The following is a 17,068-nucleotide window of genomic DNA, read 5'->3' as shown; positions in this document are numbered from 1 at the left end:
ACAGATAGATCTGTCAAAGTGACGGTAAGTACTGCCGGAACGACGGATTGAACCGCCCGAGCGACGGTAAGAATCCGAAGCGACAGATAGATCTGTCAAAGTGACGGTAAGTACTGCCGGAACGACGGATTGAACCGCCCGAGCGACGGTAAGAATCCGAAGCGACAGATAGATCTGCCAAAGTGACGGTAAGTACTGCCGGAACGACGGATTGAACCGCCCGAGCGACGGTAAGAGCAGCAACATTTGTTTTCTATGCGACAGCAATAAAACCGAAACATAGCAGTAGTAAAAGCAAAGGTACAATCATTTCACTGTTATAAGTCTATTCTTTTCTATTATGGCGAGTAGCCTGGAACAGTAACCTCCTTATTTAAACGCTAAGACATTCACGAAGAATACCTACCATTTCATTTTTTCAAAAACAAGAAAACCTCACAACTTAATAAAGTTACGAGGCTTTTTAAATTAATAAAATATTAACAGAAGCGTACCTACAAGAAAGCAATAATATGTAAAGTAGCTAAGCTTGCCACTTTTCATGATTCCCATAAACCAACGCATTGCAAAATAAGTCATAAATAATGTCGCAATAAACGTCGCAGCATAAGGAATTGCTAATGCACCTTTATTTGGCTCACCTAAAAAATCAGAAATCCCAAGGACAACCCCACCAAGACTTACAGGAATATAGAGCATGAAGGAAAATCGCAAAGCGGTTTCCCGTTTCATACCAACTGCAATGGCTGAAATAATCGTTGCTCCTGAACGACTAATACCAGGTGTTAATGCTACAGCTTGACCAAGACCTACGATGATGGCGTCTTTCGCAGTCAAATCCGCATCCCTTTTCGTACCACGCATATTACGGATTAGCCATAGGGCAATACCTGTCACAAATAGCATAAGTGCAATCGTCGTCATACTAACATTATCCGCAATAACATCGCTTAACAAAACACCTAAAACGCCCGCTGGAATAGAACCAATTACTATGAAAATGGCGAAACGAAAATCAGCTTTATAACGATTCTCTCCTGTTTTAAGATAAAGGAAAAAATTTGTGATGAGTCGGACAATATCCTCTCGATAAATATAGACAATAGCCAGTAAAGAAGCTGTGTTCGTTAAAATAGCAAATGTAAAACCTTGCTCACCAAGACCAAGAATTTCACTTGCAATCATAACATGTCCGCTAGATGATACAGGAATTGGCTCTGTAAATCCTTGTACAAGACCGATAATAATATGTTTGATGATCAGTATTAAATCTATGCTTTCCATAAAAACCTCCTTATTATGTATGACCCAAACATTATATTAGACGTTAAAAACGAAGAGAAAGTTCTCGAAATACTTACAAAAAAGCTACCTCAATAAAATTGAGATAGCTTTTTATAAAGAGTCATTCAAAATTATAGCTTAACTATATGTGCAAGCTTATTTTCTGCAGCTTGAACTGTGTTGAATAGTAACATAGTAATTGTCATTGGTCCTACACCGCCTGGTACAGGTGTAATATGAGACGCAATTCCATCAACCTCATTGAAGTTTACGTCACCGCAAAGCTTGTTGTTTTCATCACGATTAATTCCAACATCTATAACAACTGCGCCTTCTTTAACATGCTCCTTCGTAATAAAGTTTGCACGTCCAACTGCCGCAATTAATATATCTGCTTGTTTAGTGAACGAAGGTAAATTTGGTGTTTTGGAATGCGTATATGTAACGGTTGCATCCTTTTGTAGTAGAAGTTGTCCCATTGGTTTTCCAACGATATGACTACGACCTACGATGACCGCATGCTTTCCTGCTATTTCGATTCCTGAATATTCAAGAAGCTTCATTACGCCAAACGGGGTACAAGGCAAAAATGTTTCTTGGCCAAGCATCATTTTCCCAACACTTACTGGTGAGAAGCCATCAACGTCTTTTTCAACAGCAATTGTGGCAATAACAATATCCTCATCAATATGTTTTGGGAGTGGTAATTGTACTAAAATACCATGAATATCTTCACGATTATTTAATAATTCAATTTGTGCTAATAATGATTCTTGTGTAGTTTCTTCTGGTAGTTTAATTAGCTCCGAAAACATACCGATGGCTTCACAAGACTTTTGCTTATTTCTCACATATGTAGCCGAGGCTTGGTTGTCTCCTACTAAAACAACCGCTAAGCCTGGTGTTAACCCTTGCTCTTTTAAACGCGTTACTCGCTCTGCTACTGAATTACGAATTTCTTGACCAATTTCTTTACCATTAATAATTGCACTTGACATAGACCTTAGTTACTCCTTCCAATTCAACACATGTTATTGTTCTGTAAATTTAGAAAGTACGCCATTGACAAATTTCGACGAGCCATCGTCTCCAAATGTTTTGCATAACTCGATTGCTTCATTAAGTACTACTCTTTTTGGTGTTTCTGGCATGTATAAAATTTCGTATACAGCTAGACGTAAAACCGTTCTTTCAATCTTAGGTAAACGGGCAAGTGACCACTTTTCAAGATGCTGTTCTAAAGTAGCATCGATTTCCTCCAAATGTTCAACTGTTCCAGTAACAATCTTTTCGTAGAAGACATTTGTTGGTTGGCCTTTGATATGACCCATTGCTTCTTCAACTGTTAGATCGGTATTGTCTAGCTGAAACAAAACTTGCAACGCTTTTTCGCGTGCTTCATGTCGTTTCATGTAAAGCTCTCCTTCTTAAGTGGCATTAAGGTTTATAATAGCATAAATTCGTGAGAGAAACACGAATTCAAGCAAGTTTTAAATAATCTGATACCTTTTTCAAGCAACTTTTTGCTTATTTTAACACCCTGCAATTAACTTTTCTAAGAAATATATTGAAATTAAAAATCAACCTTTATTGTTTAAATACCAAGAATGTTATAATTAAGGAAATTAAACATCATTTTTTTAGGTGTTCATTACGCATTATGAAGTTATATGTACAAGCCGTAAAAGAACTTTCAAGTTATATGAGGGCGAGGAACAATATAAGCAATTCAAAGAACGAACGCAAATCCCGCCTATTTTACTGCGATATTTGTAAATATAAAATTCATTTTGATGCGATATGAAACTTCTTTAGCTCTTACCAGTAAGGGCATTTTATGAATGAACGTAGAGAAATAAATATGCCTGCTCCATTGACATCGTATGAAAGAAATATATAACACTTTGTATAACCGCGAACGAATACTTCCACACTTATAAAAAGTTAAAACAAATCTTTTGACTCTATAGTTACTATAGGGTTTATTGTATTACTTGGAAATATTCTAGTAGACTTTGATTCATGTATCGTGAAAGATTGAAGGAGAACAATATGAATAAGAAACAACTTTTAACCTTAAGTATTTTATTATCGAATTTATTCATTGCCTTTTTAGGTATTGGTTTAGTTATACCTGTGCTACCAACACTTATGAATGAGCTGAAAATTTCAGGCTCTGTCGTTGGTTATATGGTGGCCGCATTTGCTATCACTCAACTTATCGTCTCGCCGATTTCTGGTAAAATGGTGGATAACATTGGCCGTAAAATTATGATCGTTGCGGGTCTTTTTATATTCGGTTTTTCAGAGCTATTATTCGGGCTTGGACGCACAGTTGAAATACTCTTTATCTCACGTATGTTAGGTGGTATCAGTGCTGCTTTCATCATGCCTGCGGTAACTGCATATATCGCTGATATTACAACCTTGTCACAACGTCCAAAGGCATTGGGTTACATGAGCGCAGCGATTAGTACTGGCTTTATTATTGGACCGGGTATCGGTGGATTTTTGGCCGAATTCGGAACGCGCTTACCGTTTTATGCTGCTGGTATACTCGGATTTTTAGCAGCGCTCTTGTCATTCTTTTTACTAAAAGAACCGACACGTGCTGCCGATGATGAACAATCTGCACCATCAATTTTAGGCAGTATGAAGCGTATTTTCAGCCCACTATACCTTATTCCATTCGTGCTTATTTTCGTATTATCATTTGGTTTAGCTGCATTTGAATCGTTATTTAGCCTATTTGTTGATCATAAATTCGCATTTACACCTTCAGATATCGCGATTATTATTACGGGAAGCGGAGTAGTCGGGGCTCTTGCTCAGCTAGTTTTATTCGATTGGCTAACAAAGAAAATGGGCGAGATTAATCTTATCCGTTATTCACTCGTCCTATCTGCTGTTTTAACATTTGCTATGACATTTGTAAGCCACTATTTCGCAATATTATTTGTCACATTCTTTATTTTCGTTGGCTTCGATTTAATTCGTCCTGCCGTTACCTCTTATTTATCAAAAATAGCTGGTAATGAACAAGGGTTCGTTGGTGGCATGAACTCCATGTTTACAAGTCTTGGCAATATCTTTGGCCCTATTTTAGGTGGAGTATTGTTCGATATCAATTTGAACTACCCATATTACTTCGCGACAATTGTTTTAACACTCGGCGTTATCCTTGCTTTGTTCTGGAGAAAACCAAAGCATATTGAAATATAATAAAATAGCAATACTAATCACTGCTGAACAATTTCCATTAACAACGTTAAAAAAGAAGGATTGCCCTATATAGGCAACCCTTCTTTTTATTCTTGTACAGTTACTTCTTCTTTTTCAAAGAGAATGCCAGTAATGTGAACATTCACTTCAGCTGTTTCAAGTGCTGTCATATTTAAAATTGCTTGGCGAATTTGAGTTTGTACTTCCTTCGCCACTTTCGGGATTGTATAGCCGTATTTTACAGAGCAAAATACATCAATGGCAATCTCACCAGTTTCAGTAACACCCGATTTAATGCCCTTATTGTGAACTTTTTTACCGAAGCGTTCTACTACGCCAGTAGCAATATTACCGCGAGTGGCAGCGACCCCTTCTACCTCGTTCACTGCGATTCCAGCAACAACCTCGATTACTTCCGCTGCTACTTCAATTTTCCCAAGTTCTTCTTTACCAGAAGGCGTTGGTTGTACGAAAGATTGTCCTACTTTCTCTGCCATACAAATATCATCCTTTCCCTTACACATCACAAACAAATGCTGTACTTACGCTTATTATACTATAAAAAGGAAGGTTTGGCTTCGTAAAGACGCTTTAATTTATTTGGATCAGGTTTATGTCTATAAATTTAAGAAGTCGGGTGATAAATATAAAAAGTTGGGCGATAAACCCGAAGTTTTATTCGATAAATCAACAAAACTTAGCGATCAAATAAATTAATCTCTCGATAAAAACAAAAAGTGAAGAAATCTATGAAGATTTCTTCACCATCTTAAATATTATTTGCGTTTCTTTTTAGAATAAATCACAAACCAGACAAAGTATAAAATTGTAACTAGTGATAAACCTAATGAAATATATCTACTTTGCTCATTGGGCAAAACAATATCAAGGACAATAGTTAAAATAATTGCAGGTAGCATCGTATAAAACCAAACTCGTACTGCTTTGTTTTTAAATGAAAGTTCAAATCCCTCCATACAATCACCCTATTCATTATTTGTAAACGCCTCTTTATGTGTGATGGCTGTTGAAAATCATTAATAGCCTTCTTTTATCCCTGTTACATTATCAATAGTTGTTGACTTACCATTGATATGAATATCAATCGTATCAAGGTCTGGGTCTAAAGTTAATTTATAGACATGCTGTTTTATTGCATTAACCTGTTGATTCGTAACATCTAACTTTATTATTAATGTATTATCACCTTGCGTTTCAAGATCGGATGTAACCGTTCCTTTTGATTGAAAAACGACATAAGAAATATCCTTATCTACTACATTGATTTTTTGAAGTGTATATTTTCCATCAATTGCCTTTTGCACTTTATCTGGAACAATCTCAATTTCACTAAAACTTAACGTTGATGAATTACATGCTGTTAAAAGAAATATTGTCAAAAGCACTAAAAATAACAATTTTTTCAATGAAGTTTAACCCACCTCTCAAATAACTGAAAATTCTATCTACAAGATATTGTAACATAGAAAATCATGAATTGGTGGCGGAATGGGTATTGCGCATAAATGAGATTGACTGTTGCTACAGGCAACACGATAAGGTCTACCGCTTTAACTTTGAGTTAGCTTATAACAACCCTAGCAAGCACTTAGAAAAGACTTATCCTTATTCTCTGCTTATTTTTAGACAAAAAAACCTCCTAACTAATAAAAGTTAGAAGGTCATAAAATTGCGAACTTTAATAGGTGTTTTATTCCCTATTCTATTCCCTAAATCCACAAATCAATTACTTACTTGTCCCCAAAACATCATTCTCTTCAAGGAATTTCGTATTGAATTGTGCTGATTTGAAAACGTCATTGTTCATCAATGCTTGGTGGAATGGAATTGTTGTATTGATACCAGGACCAGATACTTCAAATTCGCTAAGCGCACGATTCATTTTCGCAATCGCTTCTTCACGTGTATTGGCATGAACAATTAGTTTTGCAACCATAGAATCATAGTATGGTGGGATTGTATAACCAGCATAGACTGCAGAGTCAATACGTACACCGTAGCCACCTGGAGTTACGTAAGTATCTACAGTACCAGCTGATGGCATGAAGTTTTTATAAGCATTTTCTGCGTTAATACGGCATTCAATTGCCCATCCATTTAATTGAATATCATCTTGAGTGAAAGGAAGTTTTTCACCAGATGCAATTTTTAATTGTTGTTGTACAAGATCTACACCAGAAATCATTTCAGTTACTGGATGCTCTACTTGGATACGAGTATTCATTTCCATGAAGTAGAATTTATCTTCTCGATAGTCATAAATAAACTCGATTGTTCCAGCACCTTCATAGTTACAAGCTTCGGCAGCTTTAACGGCAGCCGCACCCATCTCTGCACGACGCTCTGAAGATAGCGCTGGAGACGGAGCTTCCTCTACTAATTTCTGCATACGACGTTGAACTGTACAGTCACGTTCACCTAAATGTACAACGTTACCATAGCCATCCGCTAATACTTGAATTTCACAGTGACGGAAGTACTCGATGAATTTTTCTAAATATACGCCTGGGTTACCAAATGCTGCAGCAGCCTCTTTTTGCGTAATTTCAATACCTTTTACAAGGTCTTCTTCTGTACGTGCTACACGGATACCTTTACCGCCGCCACCGGCAGTTGCTTTGATGATCACTGGGTAACCAATTTTAGCAGCCCATTCTTTACCTGTTTCGATATCTGGAACAATACCAGTACCCGGAACAAGTGGAACACCTGCTGCTTCCATTGTTGTACGTGCAACGTCTTTAATACCCATAATTTTAATTGAATCTGATGAAGGTCCAATAAATTTAATACCTGCGTTTTCACAAGCTTCAGCGAAGTCAGCGTTTTCAGATACGAAACCGTAACCTGGGTGGATACCGTCCGCACCCGTTTTTTCTGCCACGCTAAGTAAAGCTGGGAAGCTAAGATATGAATCTTTTGACAGCTTTGGTCCGATGCAATATGCTTCGTCTGCTAATTTCACATGTAATGCGTCTGCGTCTGCTTCTGAATATACGGCAACAGATTGAATGCCTAACTCTTTACAAGCACGAATGATACGCACAGCGATTTCGCCGCGGTTTGCAATTAAAACTTTTTTCATAGTTGTGCACTCCTTACTCAGCTTTTACAAGGAATAATGGTTGTCCATATTCTACTAATTCACCGTCTTTAACAAGTACTTCAACGATTTCCCCTTGAACTTCTGCTTCAATTTCGTTGAATAGTTTCATAGCTTCTACGATACATACAATTGTTTCATCCCCAACTTTGTCCCCCACTTTAACGTAAGCTGGTGCATCCGGGCTTGAAGATTGATAAAAAGTACCAACCATCGGAGATACAATTTTATGTAACGATGGGTCGTTATTTACTGGTGCAGCTGGTTCTTCTTCAGCTTTTGCTGGAGTAGCTGGTGCTACAGGAGCTGCTGATGCAGATTGTTGTACAACAGGTGCCGCTACTTCTTTTTTAGGTGCTACAGTTTCAGTAACAACAACACCATTCTTTTTTAATTTAACTTTTGCCCCGTCTACTTCATAAACGAACTCGTCAATTGAAGAAGAATCTACCAATTTAATGATTTCACGAATTTCTTGAATTTTGAACATTTTCCTAATCTCCTTATGAAATAAAATCTACTACAAGCACTATTCTATATTTTTTTCGAACAATTTGAAATACTTTAATGAAAATTAAGTAAATATGAACAAAACAAAAGGCTTTCTTTTACTAAACGAAAGCCTTTTCATGATACTGATATATAACAACGCTGTCAAATAAACAGAATATTAATATTTTTCTTGATTTTTTAATAGTTATTATTTGCACTGAATTTTACTTGGACGTCATTTGCGCCTTCCATCTCAGTTCTTACCAAATAAATAATTTCATTTGCTTGAGCTTTTGATAGCTCCTCCGCCATAACGGTTACCTGTACTTTATCACCGTCTGCTCGTACAAATGCATCGGAGTAGCCTAAAGATTTAATAAGCATTTCTAACATTGCTTCAGAGGATTCTTGTTTTATAAGATTATCCATATCATTATAAGCCTTGCTTTTTTCTTCTGCTGAGTGATCTTGTGAACCGATTTTCTGCTCTAATTGCAAACGAAGCTGGCTTCTTTCATCACTAACTTGCATGCGCATCTCTTCAAATAAATGACTTGGTGAAGATACTTCCTTCGTCTCTCCCTCTTTCGTTGCTTCTTGATCAGTCACACCCGTTACTGCAGTTTGCTGTAATGCGTCATCTGTGAAAATAGTTAGTCCATTAAATTGTTTTGCTGGATCAACCAAATAATACACTGAAATAACCGCTACTAGACTTAATAATGTCATAAACCAAACTGTTCTTCTACGTACGCGCATTTACTTTTCCTCCTTATTTTCCATTGGAACGATAATAATTCGATGAATCGGTAATTGCATTACTTGACTAACAACCGCACGAATTTCATTTTTAACAAAGATGTCAGATGCTCCTTCTGAAACAATTAGCATCCCTGTTACTTCTTTCGTGCCTTGTTCAGTTCCTCGAAAATATTGACTGAATAGTTGATTGTCATCCTTCTTATCTGTCATATCTCCGTAATAAAAATAGACTTTTACCTCCCCAACACCTTTCATAGCCTTCAATGTCTGCTCAAGTTTTTCTTCATTGGTTATCGGTGTTACTTGCCCATTCGTTGTATTCGTTTGATACATTGGTAAAATGATGAAAATCCCCACGGAGGCAGCGATAAGCATTAAGACTATAAATGACGTTGTTTTTTTTCGTTTCTTTTCCACATCACTTGTACATTGCCTCCTTTCATCTCTTCTCTTTTTCAAGTGTATGTACGCTTGTTTCCTCCTATGAATTGATAAATGGAATCTTTAATAGCAATTGCAAAAATACTAACGTAATGACAAGCTTTGTAAGTGAAATTATTTCTTTATCTTCTGTTAGAAACACGAATATCTGACAGATAAAGAGAATTGCCAATAAAAGAATCAATTTATCTCCCCCCAGCCATAACTTGCACAAAAACGATGAGGAATAAACAAGAAAACATAAATGAAAAAGCAATTAGAAATGATACAGCACATAATGTAAATAGAGATTTACTAACATGATCTAGTAGTCTACAAATATCATCAAAGGCGATTGGCTCTAAAATAGCAGCTAACATTTTCAACGAATAGGCACTGACAACAAGCTGCACTGTAGGAATGAACGACACGGTAATAACCGCTATAAACGCAGTAATACTACTAATAGAAGAAGAAAATTGTGTCATATGCTGGAACATTGAAAAACTATCTACTATAAAGGAACCAACAACTGGGATATTTTCCTCTATTAATTTTTTCACAGGCTCTGCAACAGCGGCGTTGACACTAAAAGCCGCAACACCACTCGCCGACATTAAAATGATGTAACAAATAACCGATGCCGAGACGATGCTCATAATGGTAAAACGAATCAATTCAGCAATTCTAGTAAACGAAATCTCTTTAACAATGACACTGCAAACATCAAAAACAATAGCAAATAGCACTCCCGGAATAAGCCATTTACTACTAATAATCGTTAATACTTGTACAAAAAAAAGTAAAAAAGGCTGCCAAGAAGCAATCGCTGTAATACTACTTGATAAAAGAAAGCTTGAAGTAAGAATGGGATAAAATGCAGTAAATATATGAGCAAGTCCCTGTGCGATTTCATCTATTAATTTAAATGAACTCACAACGACGGGTCCTATTGTTGCAAGGACTATAAGAAAAAAAAGTATCCTTGTCCCTTTTTCGAATTCTGGTAATATCATATTGACAATCAAAATAATAATGACGTAGCCACACAAAATAAGCGTCATCTTCAGCAATAGAAAGAATGGATCAGTTAAAAACGAAAATATTTGCTCTAGCAATGTCTTCGCCCCTTAGTTTAGCCGTTGTAAAATGGCCGACACCTCCTGTAAAACAGCCAAAAATTCCTTAAACCAGTACAACAAAATAACAATTTTGACCCCATCATAGACGATATGCCCGAGTACTTTATAATTTTGTTCTACCAGTAACATCGACACCCATTGCCCAATATAAAAAAGGCTAGCACTCACCACAATGGCTTTTGCATAAGGTAAAAAAGCTAACGTCTCAAGTAATTGCTTGATGAATGGCAATAAGAGTGTCGAAAACAACATACCGAATAGCAAAAACGAAAACATAACACTAATTAGCGCATGGAGTGGCTGTATGACTTCTTTTATAAGCAATAATAAAAGCAACATGACAACAGCAACGATGACAATTTCCATTTACCTACCCTGATGAGGTCAGCCATTGAAAGAATGTAAGGATCTCACTAAAAAATAGACGTAAAAATCGCAGTAATTCCGCTGTCATATATAAATAGGCAATGAAAAATAGGAAAAATGAAAATTCTTTCTTTCCTGTTTGATCAAAGAAGACATGAAGAAGCGCAACTACTAGTCCCACTCCCGCGACTCTTAATACGTCTTGTAATTCCATTTCATACGCCCCCTCGTGTACAGCAATATATGTTGCTTCCACAAAAAAAAGACCTCCATACATACGTATAGAGATCTTCGTATTTTTATGAAATTAATGATGCCTCGGTTTAATTACGTCCGGAAGCTTAACTTCTTTCAGCAGATGTTAGACACCTTTGAAAAGTACCTTAAAATTCACATTCTCTCCCCACATATAGAGGAAGTAAATTTGCCGAAAGAAGTTAAAGTAACTTTTCAATGATGCTTTTGACGGTACCTGGTTGTTCCACTAAATAGCTCTTTTCGCCCATCCACATCGATAAATATTCGGCTTTGCCCTGTTTTGCGCCTTCTTTACGAATAGTTGTAGTTAGATCATTTTGCAATGGGTAAGGTGCTACAATAGCATCCTTCATACGTTCCGTAAAACCATTTGCTAAGCCTCTTGCTGGCTTACCCGAAAAAGCACGAGTAATCGTCGTCTGTTGTGCTTCTGATTGAAGCAAGGCATTTTTATAGAGAGGTGAAATTTCACACTCATCTGCTACTAGAAAGGCTGTACCAATTTGAACCGCTTGTGCGCCCATTGCTAGTGCTTTGCTTACATCTTCCTTTGTGACAATGCCTCCAGCAGCAATAATCGGTATAGAAATTTGTCCTACCACTTGCTGAAGTAAATCATGCAAATTAATTAATTGCATAGGTTCAGTGAAGGAACCACGATGACCACCGGCTTCGCCACCCTGTAGAACAACAGCTTGCATCCCTGCTTGTTCTACACGAATTGCTTCCTCTAACGTAGTAGCTGTACCAATAACATAAACATGGTTGTCCTTTAAACGTTGAATGACATCTGCTGAAGGAATACCAAATGTAAAGGAACAAATGGCTACATTTTCATCAAGAACAGCTTGTACTTGTTCTTCAAATACTTCCTTGGACATGACACTTTGTACAGGTGATAGTCCAAGTTCATCATAAAACGGTTGAAGAGCCATTCGAGCTTTTTGAAGAACATCGACATCAATACGTGGTTCTTCTTGTACAAATAAATTAATCGCAAATGGCTTTTTCGTTAGCTTTTTAACTTCCTGAATAAAGCTTTTCGTTTGCTCCCCATCTAAATAACCCGCTCCAATCGAGCCTAAAATACCTTCCTCCGCACAGGCAGCCACAAATTTTGGCGTAGTTACACCAGCCATTGGTGCCTGTATTATTGGATAGGGTATCTCTAAAGTTGTTTGTAACATAGCATTCACTCCTTACTGTTATTGTAAACAAATCTTCCAATTATGACCACATATTAAATGATAGAAACAAATTTTTATACTAATAAAAAAGGCTGCTATCTCTACTTTAGCTGTATATGTATAAATAAAAACCTACCCTTTTGTGAGAAAAGAGTAGGCTGGAATATTTTTATTCATTACGCACGAGAAACGTAAGAAGCTTCTTCTGTATTGATGATTAACTTGTCACCTTGGTTTACGAAGAATGGCACTTGTACAATAAGACCTGTTTCAAGAGTTGCTGGTTTTGTACCACCAGAAGCTGTATCACCTTTAATACCAGGCTCTGTTTCTGTTACTTCTAGCGTTACAGTGTTTGGTAATTCAACACCTAACATTTCGCTTTGGTATGATTGGATATGCACTTCCATGTTTTCTTTTAGGAATTTTAATTCATATTCAATAGCAGCTGAAGCAAGTTCAGTTTGCTCATATGATTCTAAGTCCATGAAAACATGCTCGTCACCTTGTGCATAAAGGTATTGCATTTTACGGTTATCAATTTGTGCTTTTTCAACTTTCTCACCAGCACGGAAAGTTTTTTCATTTACTGAACCGTTACGAAGGTTACGTAATTTAGAACGCACGAACGCAGCACCTTTACCTGGTTTAACGTGTTGGAAATCTAACACGCGATATAATTGGCCATCTACAACAATTGTTAGACCTGTACGGAAATCGTTTACTGAAATCATTTGTGTTCCTCCATAGTTTATAAAATAATAAGTTGTTTTGACGAATGAGTTAGCAGTTCATTACCTGTCTCTGTGATTAAAATATCGTCCTCGATACGTACACCACCGATTCCTGGTAAATACACACCTGGTTCAATCGTTACGGCCATACCTGGCTCTAGAATCGCTTCTGAACGCATTGATAAGCCAGGGCCTTCATGTACTTCAAGACCAATTCCGTGTCCTAATGAATGACCAAATGCCTCGCCATAGCCTTTTTCTGTTAAGTAGTTACGTGCAATCGCATCTGCTTGAATCCCTGTTAAGCCAGGACCAACCTTTTCAAGTGCTAAAAGCTGGGAAGCAAGTACTGCGTTGTACATATCCACTAATTTTTCAGATGGCTCGCCAACTGCCACAGTACGTGTAATATCCGAGATATAGCCATTGTACAGTGCGCCATAGTCTAATGTGACAAAATCGCCTTTTTCAATCACTTTATTCGTTGCTACGCCATGTGGTAAAGCTGAACGAAGACCAGACGCAACAATTGTATCAAACGAGGACTGAGTTGCTCCTTGTTTACGCATGAAAAATTCTAATTCATTCGAAACCTCAAGCTCTGTTTTACCCGGCTTGATGAAGTTTAAGATATGTGTAAATGCGTGATCAGCAATTTCACACGCAACCTTAATAATATTAATCTCTTGTTGCGTCTTAATCAAGCGAATTTTTTCAATTAGCCCAGAAATCGGTACTAAATCTGCTTGAATTTTATTTTTATATAGCTCATATGTGCCATAGCTAACAGTATCTTTCTCAAAGCCCAATAATTTGATACCCATGTTTTTTACTTGTGTTGCAATTTCTTCAATGATCGTTGCCTCATGCTTGACAATTCGGAAATCTTGGACTTGTGCGGCTGCTTGCTCTGTGTAACGAAAATCCGTGATAAACACAGCATCATTTTGAGACACGATTGCTACGCCCGCTGTCCCTGTAAAACCAGTCATATAACGACGGTTGTATCCGTTCGTAATTAAAATGCCATCGAGATTTTGTTCCTGAAGTGTCTTACGTAGCTTTTGTAATTTCAACATAATCAATTCTCCCTCTCAATAAATGTGCGTAGTGCCAGTTCATAGCCTTTCGTACCTAGTCCAGAGATTTGACCAAGGCATGCCGGAGCGAGATAAGAATGATGACGGAAAGCCTCACGTTTATGGATATTTGAAATATGTACTTCTATAACCGGCACAGAAATTCCTGCAATTGCATCATGTAAAGCTATGCTTGTATGGGTATATGCACCGGGATTAAAGATAATACCATCATATTTTTCGTCCTCTGCCTCATGCACCCAATCAACAAGTTCCCCTTCATGATTAGATTGACGAAACTCGACAGTGGCACCTAAAGACGCCGCAAGATTCTGAACATTGTTTTTCACATCTTCCAATGTCTCATAACCATAAATATGTGGCTCTCGCTTACCTAGTCGATTTAAATTAGGTCCATTCAAACATAATAACTTCACGCATATTCGCCTCTTTCTATGTACTTGCCATTATTTTATCATACAAGGCGCATACAGCAACTAATTTCCTTTTTGTGCTGAGTGCTCCTTCTGATGAAAATTTGCAGTTTCAAGCAAGAAACGTAATAGACAAATAACAATGACTATGAAAGGAATCGATAGTTTTTTAAAGGAAGAAGATTGTAAAGGCAAATCAAGAACAATCCATTCTAATGTGATGGACAAAAAAAGGCCGAGCAAAAAAGAAGATAGCACAGCTGGGATAATATAAACATATCTCAACGTAATGTATAGTAAAAATCCAATCATGAATATAACTAGGATGAAAAAGCTCCATTGAAATAGTTTTGAGCTGCCTTCGAATAAATCCCACTTCTTATAAAAACCTATTGGATTCCATTTAATGAGATGAAAGTATTGAAGCCCCTTTAAACACAATGCTAAAACTAGTGCACTGACGAGCGATGTTATACTAGCTACTTTCAAGCAAAATCCTCCTAACTTGTACCACGATTTTATTTTCTAACGTTAATCATTTCCTAAATTGTACGATTAGTGTAGCCATATAGAAATTTTACTATGCGTAACTATAGAGGTTTTTCACTAAATTTAGTACAATGGTACAGTTGAAATATATAAAGAGAGTGGTGTTAGCCTTGAGCAATTCACCTGTTTACGGGGGACAAGCACAATTAGAGGGTGTAATGTTCGGAGGAAAGGAACATACAATTACTGCTATTCGCCGTAACGATGATTCCATTGATTATTATCATTTTAAAAAAGTTCAAAATCCTATTTTACAAAAGTTAAAAAAAATTCCATTGGTACGAGGCGTAGTAGCGCTGATTGAATCAGCTGGTTTAGGCTCTCGCCATATGCAATTTTCAGGGGACCGTTACGACGTTACACCTGGCGAAGAAGAAGATCATAAAGAGGAAGGCTCGAGACTGCAAATGATTTTAGGGGTTGCAGTTGTAGGTATCCTGTCCTTTTTATTTGGTAAGTTTGCCTTTACATTAATTCCAGTATTTATTGCGGATTTTTTCTCTAAATGGATTGAAGGCAAAACTGGCCAAATTTTACTTGAAAGTGGCATTAAGCTACTTTTACTACTTACCTATCTATATTTTATATCTTTAACGCCACTTATTAAACGAGTATTCCAATATCATGGTGCAGAACATAAGGTTATAAATTGTTATGAAGCTGGTATGGACGTAACAGTGGAAAATGTGCAAGCACAATCACGCTTACACTATCGTTGTGGTAGTAGTTTTATGCTGTTCACTGTGTTTGTCGGCATGTTTTTATATTTCTTCGTGCCAACTGATCCGCTTTGGTTACGTATTTTAGACCGTATTCTATTAATTCCAGTTGTTCTTGGGATATCGTTTGAAGTACTTCAAGCTACAAATGCGTGCCGTAATATTCCCGTATTACGCTTCCTTGGCTATCCAGGCTTATGGCTACAATTACTGACAACACGTGAGCCTAAAGACGACCAAGTAGAAGTAGCCATCGCATCCTTCAATATGCTGCTTCAAGTTGAGCAACAACCAGAAATCGCAGCTACTTTGAATCATGATTAAAAATTAAGGGGCAAGTCCATCTGATAACTCATCATCTTGGACTGCCCCTATTTTTATTACGGTTGTACAGACACTACATGTTGCTTTGCCTGCTCGTATTCCTCTTGCAATGTCATGAGTATTTCACGAATCGATTCTCGCTTGATAACATTTGTGATACCATGACCCGCTGACCAAATATCTCGCCATGCCTTGACATTCACGAGATGTGTTAAATCAATGTCCTCTCTTGGCTTCAATGTTGCAGGATCAATACCTTCCTTCAATAAGGATGGAATTAACACATTCACATGGACACCGCTAAAAGCATCGGTATATAAAATATCAGAGGTATCACTGTCAATCACCATATTTTTGTACTCCTCAGGTGCATTCCCTTCATCACAAGCTAAAAAGCGAGTACCCATATAAGCATAGTCTGCTCCCATTATTTGAGTAGCTAATACTTCTGCACCGCTAGAGATGGAGCCTGATAAAATGATTGTCCCCGTAAAGAATTTCTTTACCGCAGATACAAAGCCAAATGGGTTCAGTTGCCCGCCATGCCCACCAGCACCCGCACAAACAAGAATTAGTCCGTCTACACCTGTGGCAGCAGACTTTTCTGCATGCTTGACGTTCGCAACATCTGCATAGACCTTTCCTTCATAACCGTGCACAATGTCTATAACTCTCTTTGGATTACCGAGTGAAGTAATGACAATCGGTGGCTGGAATTGTTCAATTAACTGTAAATCTTCCTCAAATCGTGTATTCGCTACAGGATGACATATTAAGTTAACTGCCCATTGCTCAGTCGGTAGTGCCTCTTTTATTTCTTCAAGCCACTCAGCACATGTTGCAGCGGGTCTTGCATTTAATAATGGAAAAGAACCGATAGCCCCTGCTCTACTAGCTTCAATAACCATCTTAGGGTTAGAAACTAAAAACATCGGCGCTACTATAATTGGTAAACTAGACATACACACTCCC

At 37.4% G+C, this 17,068-nt stretch carries 22 protein-coding genes; 2 read left to right on the top strand and 20 right to left on the bottom strand.

The genetic code is table 11. The annotated features are described in order from the left end of the window. Positions 1 to 468: 468 nt before the first annotated feature. From ACFCYJ_RS11440 to nusB, 3 genes are all read right to left on the bottom strand, one after another. A complete protein-coding gene (locus ACFCYJ_RS11440) occupies positions 469 to 1,284 on the bottom strand; it encodes an undecaprenyl-diphosphate phosphatase (protein ID WP_376074098.1) in 816 nt (271 codons plus the stop codon). 131 nt (positions 1,285 to 1,415) lie between these two features. Continuing rightward, positions 1,416 to 2,282: a bifunctional methylenetetrahydrofolate dehydrogenase/methenyltetrahydrofolate cyclohydrolase FolD gene (gene folD / locus ACFCYJ_RS11435; RefSeq protein ID WP_323647073.1), complete on the bottom strand. Its 867-nt coding sequence runs from the start codon at positions 2,280 to 2,282 to the stop codon at positions 1,416 to 1,418. Positions 2,283 to 2,315: 33 nt separating this feature from the next. Then, on the bottom strand, positions 2,316 to 2,696 hold the full coding sequence (gene nusB / locus ACFCYJ_RS11430; RefSeq protein ID WP_376074097.1) for a transcription antitermination factor NusB: 381 nt from the start codon (positions 2,694 to 2,696) through the stop codon (positions 2,316 to 2,318). A 640-nt stretch (positions 2,697 to 3,336) separates the two neighbouring features. On the opposite strand from nusB, the gene ACFCYJ_RS11425 reads away from it, so the two are divergent. Continuing rightward, entirely contained in the window at positions 3,337 to 4,506 is a 1,170-nt protein-coding gene (locus tag ACFCYJ_RS11425; protein WP_376074096.1) for an MFS transporter, read from the top strand. Between the two features lie 86 nt (positions 4,507 to 4,592). Here the strand turns inward: ACFCYJ_RS11425 and ACFCYJ_RS11420 are convergent, their stop codons facing one another. From ACFCYJ_RS11420 to ACFCYJ_RS11345, 16 genes are all read right to left on the bottom strand, one after another. Continuing rightward, on the bottom strand, positions 4,593 to 5,003 hold the full coding sequence (locus ACFCYJ_RS11420) for an Asp23/Gls24 family envelope stress response protein (RefSeq protein ID WP_376074095.1): 411 nt from the start codon (positions 5,001 to 5,003) through the stop codon (positions 4,593 to 4,595). 279 nt (positions 5,004 to 5,282) lie between these two features. Then, positions 5,283 to 5,483: a hypothetical protein gene (locus tag ACFCYJ_RS11415; protein ID WP_376074094.1), complete on the bottom strand. Its 201-nt coding sequence runs from the start codon at positions 5,481 to 5,483 to the stop codon at positions 5,283 to 5,285. 60 nt (positions 5,484 to 5,543) lie between these two features. Then, positions 5,544 to 5,906: a hypothetical protein gene (locus ACFCYJ_RS11410; protein ID WP_376074093.1), complete on the bottom strand. Its 363-nt coding sequence runs from the start codon at positions 5,904 to 5,906 to the stop codon at positions 5,544 to 5,546. A 347-nt stretch (positions 5,907 to 6,253) separates the two neighbouring features. Continuing rightward, on the bottom strand, positions 6,254 to 7,612 hold the full coding sequence (gene accC / locus ACFCYJ_RS11405; protein ID WP_376074092.1) for an acetyl-CoA carboxylase biotin carboxylase subunit: 1,359 nt from the start codon (positions 7,610 to 7,612) through the stop codon (positions 6,254 to 6,256). 13 nt (positions 7,613 to 7,625) lie between these two features. Continuing rightward, on the bottom strand, positions 7,626 to 8,120 hold the full coding sequence (gene accB / locus ACFCYJ_RS11400; RefSeq protein WP_376074091.1) for an acetyl-CoA carboxylase biotin carboxyl carrier protein: 495 nt from the start codon (positions 8,118 to 8,120) through the stop codon (positions 7,626 to 7,628). A gap of 200 nt (positions 8,121 to 8,320) precedes the next feature. Continuing rightward, positions 8,321 to 8,881: a SpoIIIAH-like family protein gene (locus ACFCYJ_RS11395; RefSeq protein ID WP_376074090.1), complete on the bottom strand. Its 561-nt coding sequence runs from the start codon at positions 8,879 to 8,881 to the stop codon at positions 8,321 to 8,323. Beyond that, positions 8,882 to 9,301 carry a hypothetical protein gene (locus tag ACFCYJ_RS11390; RefSeq protein WP_376074089.1) on the bottom strand — a complete coding sequence of 140 codons (420 nt, stop codon included), beginning with the start codon at positions 9,299 to 9,301 and terminating at the stop codon, positions 8,882 to 8,884. 64 nt (positions 9,302 to 9,365) lie between these two features. Next, positions 9,366 to 9,509: a hypothetical protein gene (locus tag ACFCYJ_RS11385; protein ID WP_323647094.1), complete on the bottom strand. Its 144-nt coding sequence runs from the start codon at positions 9,507 to 9,509 to the stop codon at positions 9,366 to 9,368. A 1-nt stretch (position 9,510) separates the two neighbouring features. Further along, positions 9,511 to 10,422 carry a stage III sporulation protein AE gene (locus ACFCYJ_RS11380; protein ID WP_376074088.1) on the bottom strand — a complete coding sequence of 304 codons (912 nt, stop codon included), beginning with the start codon at positions 10,420 to 10,422 and terminating at the stop codon, positions 9,511 to 9,513. 12 nt (positions 10,423 to 10,434) lie between these two features. After that, complete coding sequence (locus ACFCYJ_RS11375; RefSeq protein WP_079561815.1) at positions 10,435 to 10,812, bottom strand: hypothetical protein; 378 nt, start codon at positions 10,810 to 10,812, stop codon at positions 10,435 to 10,437. Positions 10,813 to 10,816: 4 nt separating this feature from the next. Beyond that, the gene (locus ACFCYJ_RS11370; RefSeq protein WP_285400502.1) at positions 10,817 to 11,026 is read right to left on the bottom strand and encodes a stage III sporulation protein AC; all 210 of its coding nucleotides are present in this window, start codon (positions 11,024 to 11,026) and stop codon (positions 10,817 to 10,819) included. Positions 11,027 to 11,249: 223 nt separating this feature from the next. Beyond that, entirely contained in the window at positions 11,250 to 12,257 is a 1,008-nt protein-coding gene (locus ACFCYJ_RS11365) for an NAD(P)H-dependent flavin oxidoreductase (protein ID WP_376074087.1), read from the bottom strand. Positions 12,258 to 12,433: 176 nt separating this feature from the next. Continuing rightward, positions 12,434 to 12,991 (bottom strand): elongation factor P, encoded by a 558-nt coding sequence (gene efp, locus ACFCYJ_RS11360; protein ID WP_376074086.1) that lies wholly within the window; start codon positions 12,989 to 12,991, stop codon positions 12,434 to 12,436. 17 nt (positions 12,992 to 13,008) lie between these two features. Next, positions 13,009 to 14,070: a M24 family metallopeptidase gene (locus ACFCYJ_RS11355; RefSeq protein WP_376074085.1), complete on the bottom strand. Its 1,062-nt coding sequence runs from the start codon at positions 14,068 to 14,070 to the stop codon at positions 13,009 to 13,011. A gap of 2 nt (positions 14,071 to 14,072) precedes the next feature. Beyond that, positions 14,073 to 14,507, bottom strand: coding sequence for a type II 3-dehydroquinate dehydratase (aroQ, locus tag ACFCYJ_RS11350; protein ID WP_376074084.1), 435 nt, complete (start codon positions 14,505 to 14,507; stop codon positions 14,073 to 14,075). A gap of 60 nt (positions 14,508 to 14,567) precedes the next feature. After that, positions 14,568 to 14,993 (bottom strand): hypothetical protein, encoded by a 426-nt coding sequence (locus ACFCYJ_RS11345; protein ID WP_376074083.1) that lies wholly within the window; start codon positions 14,991 to 14,993, stop codon positions 14,568 to 14,570. Positions 14,994 to 15,124: 131 nt separating this feature from the next. On the opposite strand from ACFCYJ_RS11345, the gene ACFCYJ_RS11340 reads away from it, so the two are divergent. Beyond that, positions 15,125 to 16,096, top strand: coding sequence for a DUF1385 domain-containing protein (locus tag ACFCYJ_RS11340; protein WP_376074082.1), 972 nt, complete (start codon positions 15,125 to 15,127; stop codon positions 16,094 to 16,096). Between the two features lie 56 nt (positions 16,097 to 16,152). Here ACFCYJ_RS11340 and ACFCYJ_RS11335 read toward each other — a convergent pair whose 3' ends face one another. Beyond that, the gene (locus ACFCYJ_RS11335) at positions 16,153 to 17,058 is read right to left on the bottom strand and encodes an NAD(P)H-dependent flavin oxidoreductase (protein ID WP_376074081.1); all 906 of its coding nucleotides are present in this window, start codon (positions 17,056 to 17,058) and stop codon (positions 16,153 to 16,155) included. Positions 17,059 to 17,068 lie beyond the last annotated feature (10 nt).

The sequence above is a fragment of the Lysinibacillus sp. NPDC056232 genome (assembly GCF_042267565.1).
In the GTDB taxonomy this organism is placed as follows: Bacteria; Bacillota; Bacilli; order Bacillales_A; family Planococcaceae; genus Lysinibacillus.
This window is presented reverse-complemented; position numbering and strand designations above follow the sequence as displayed.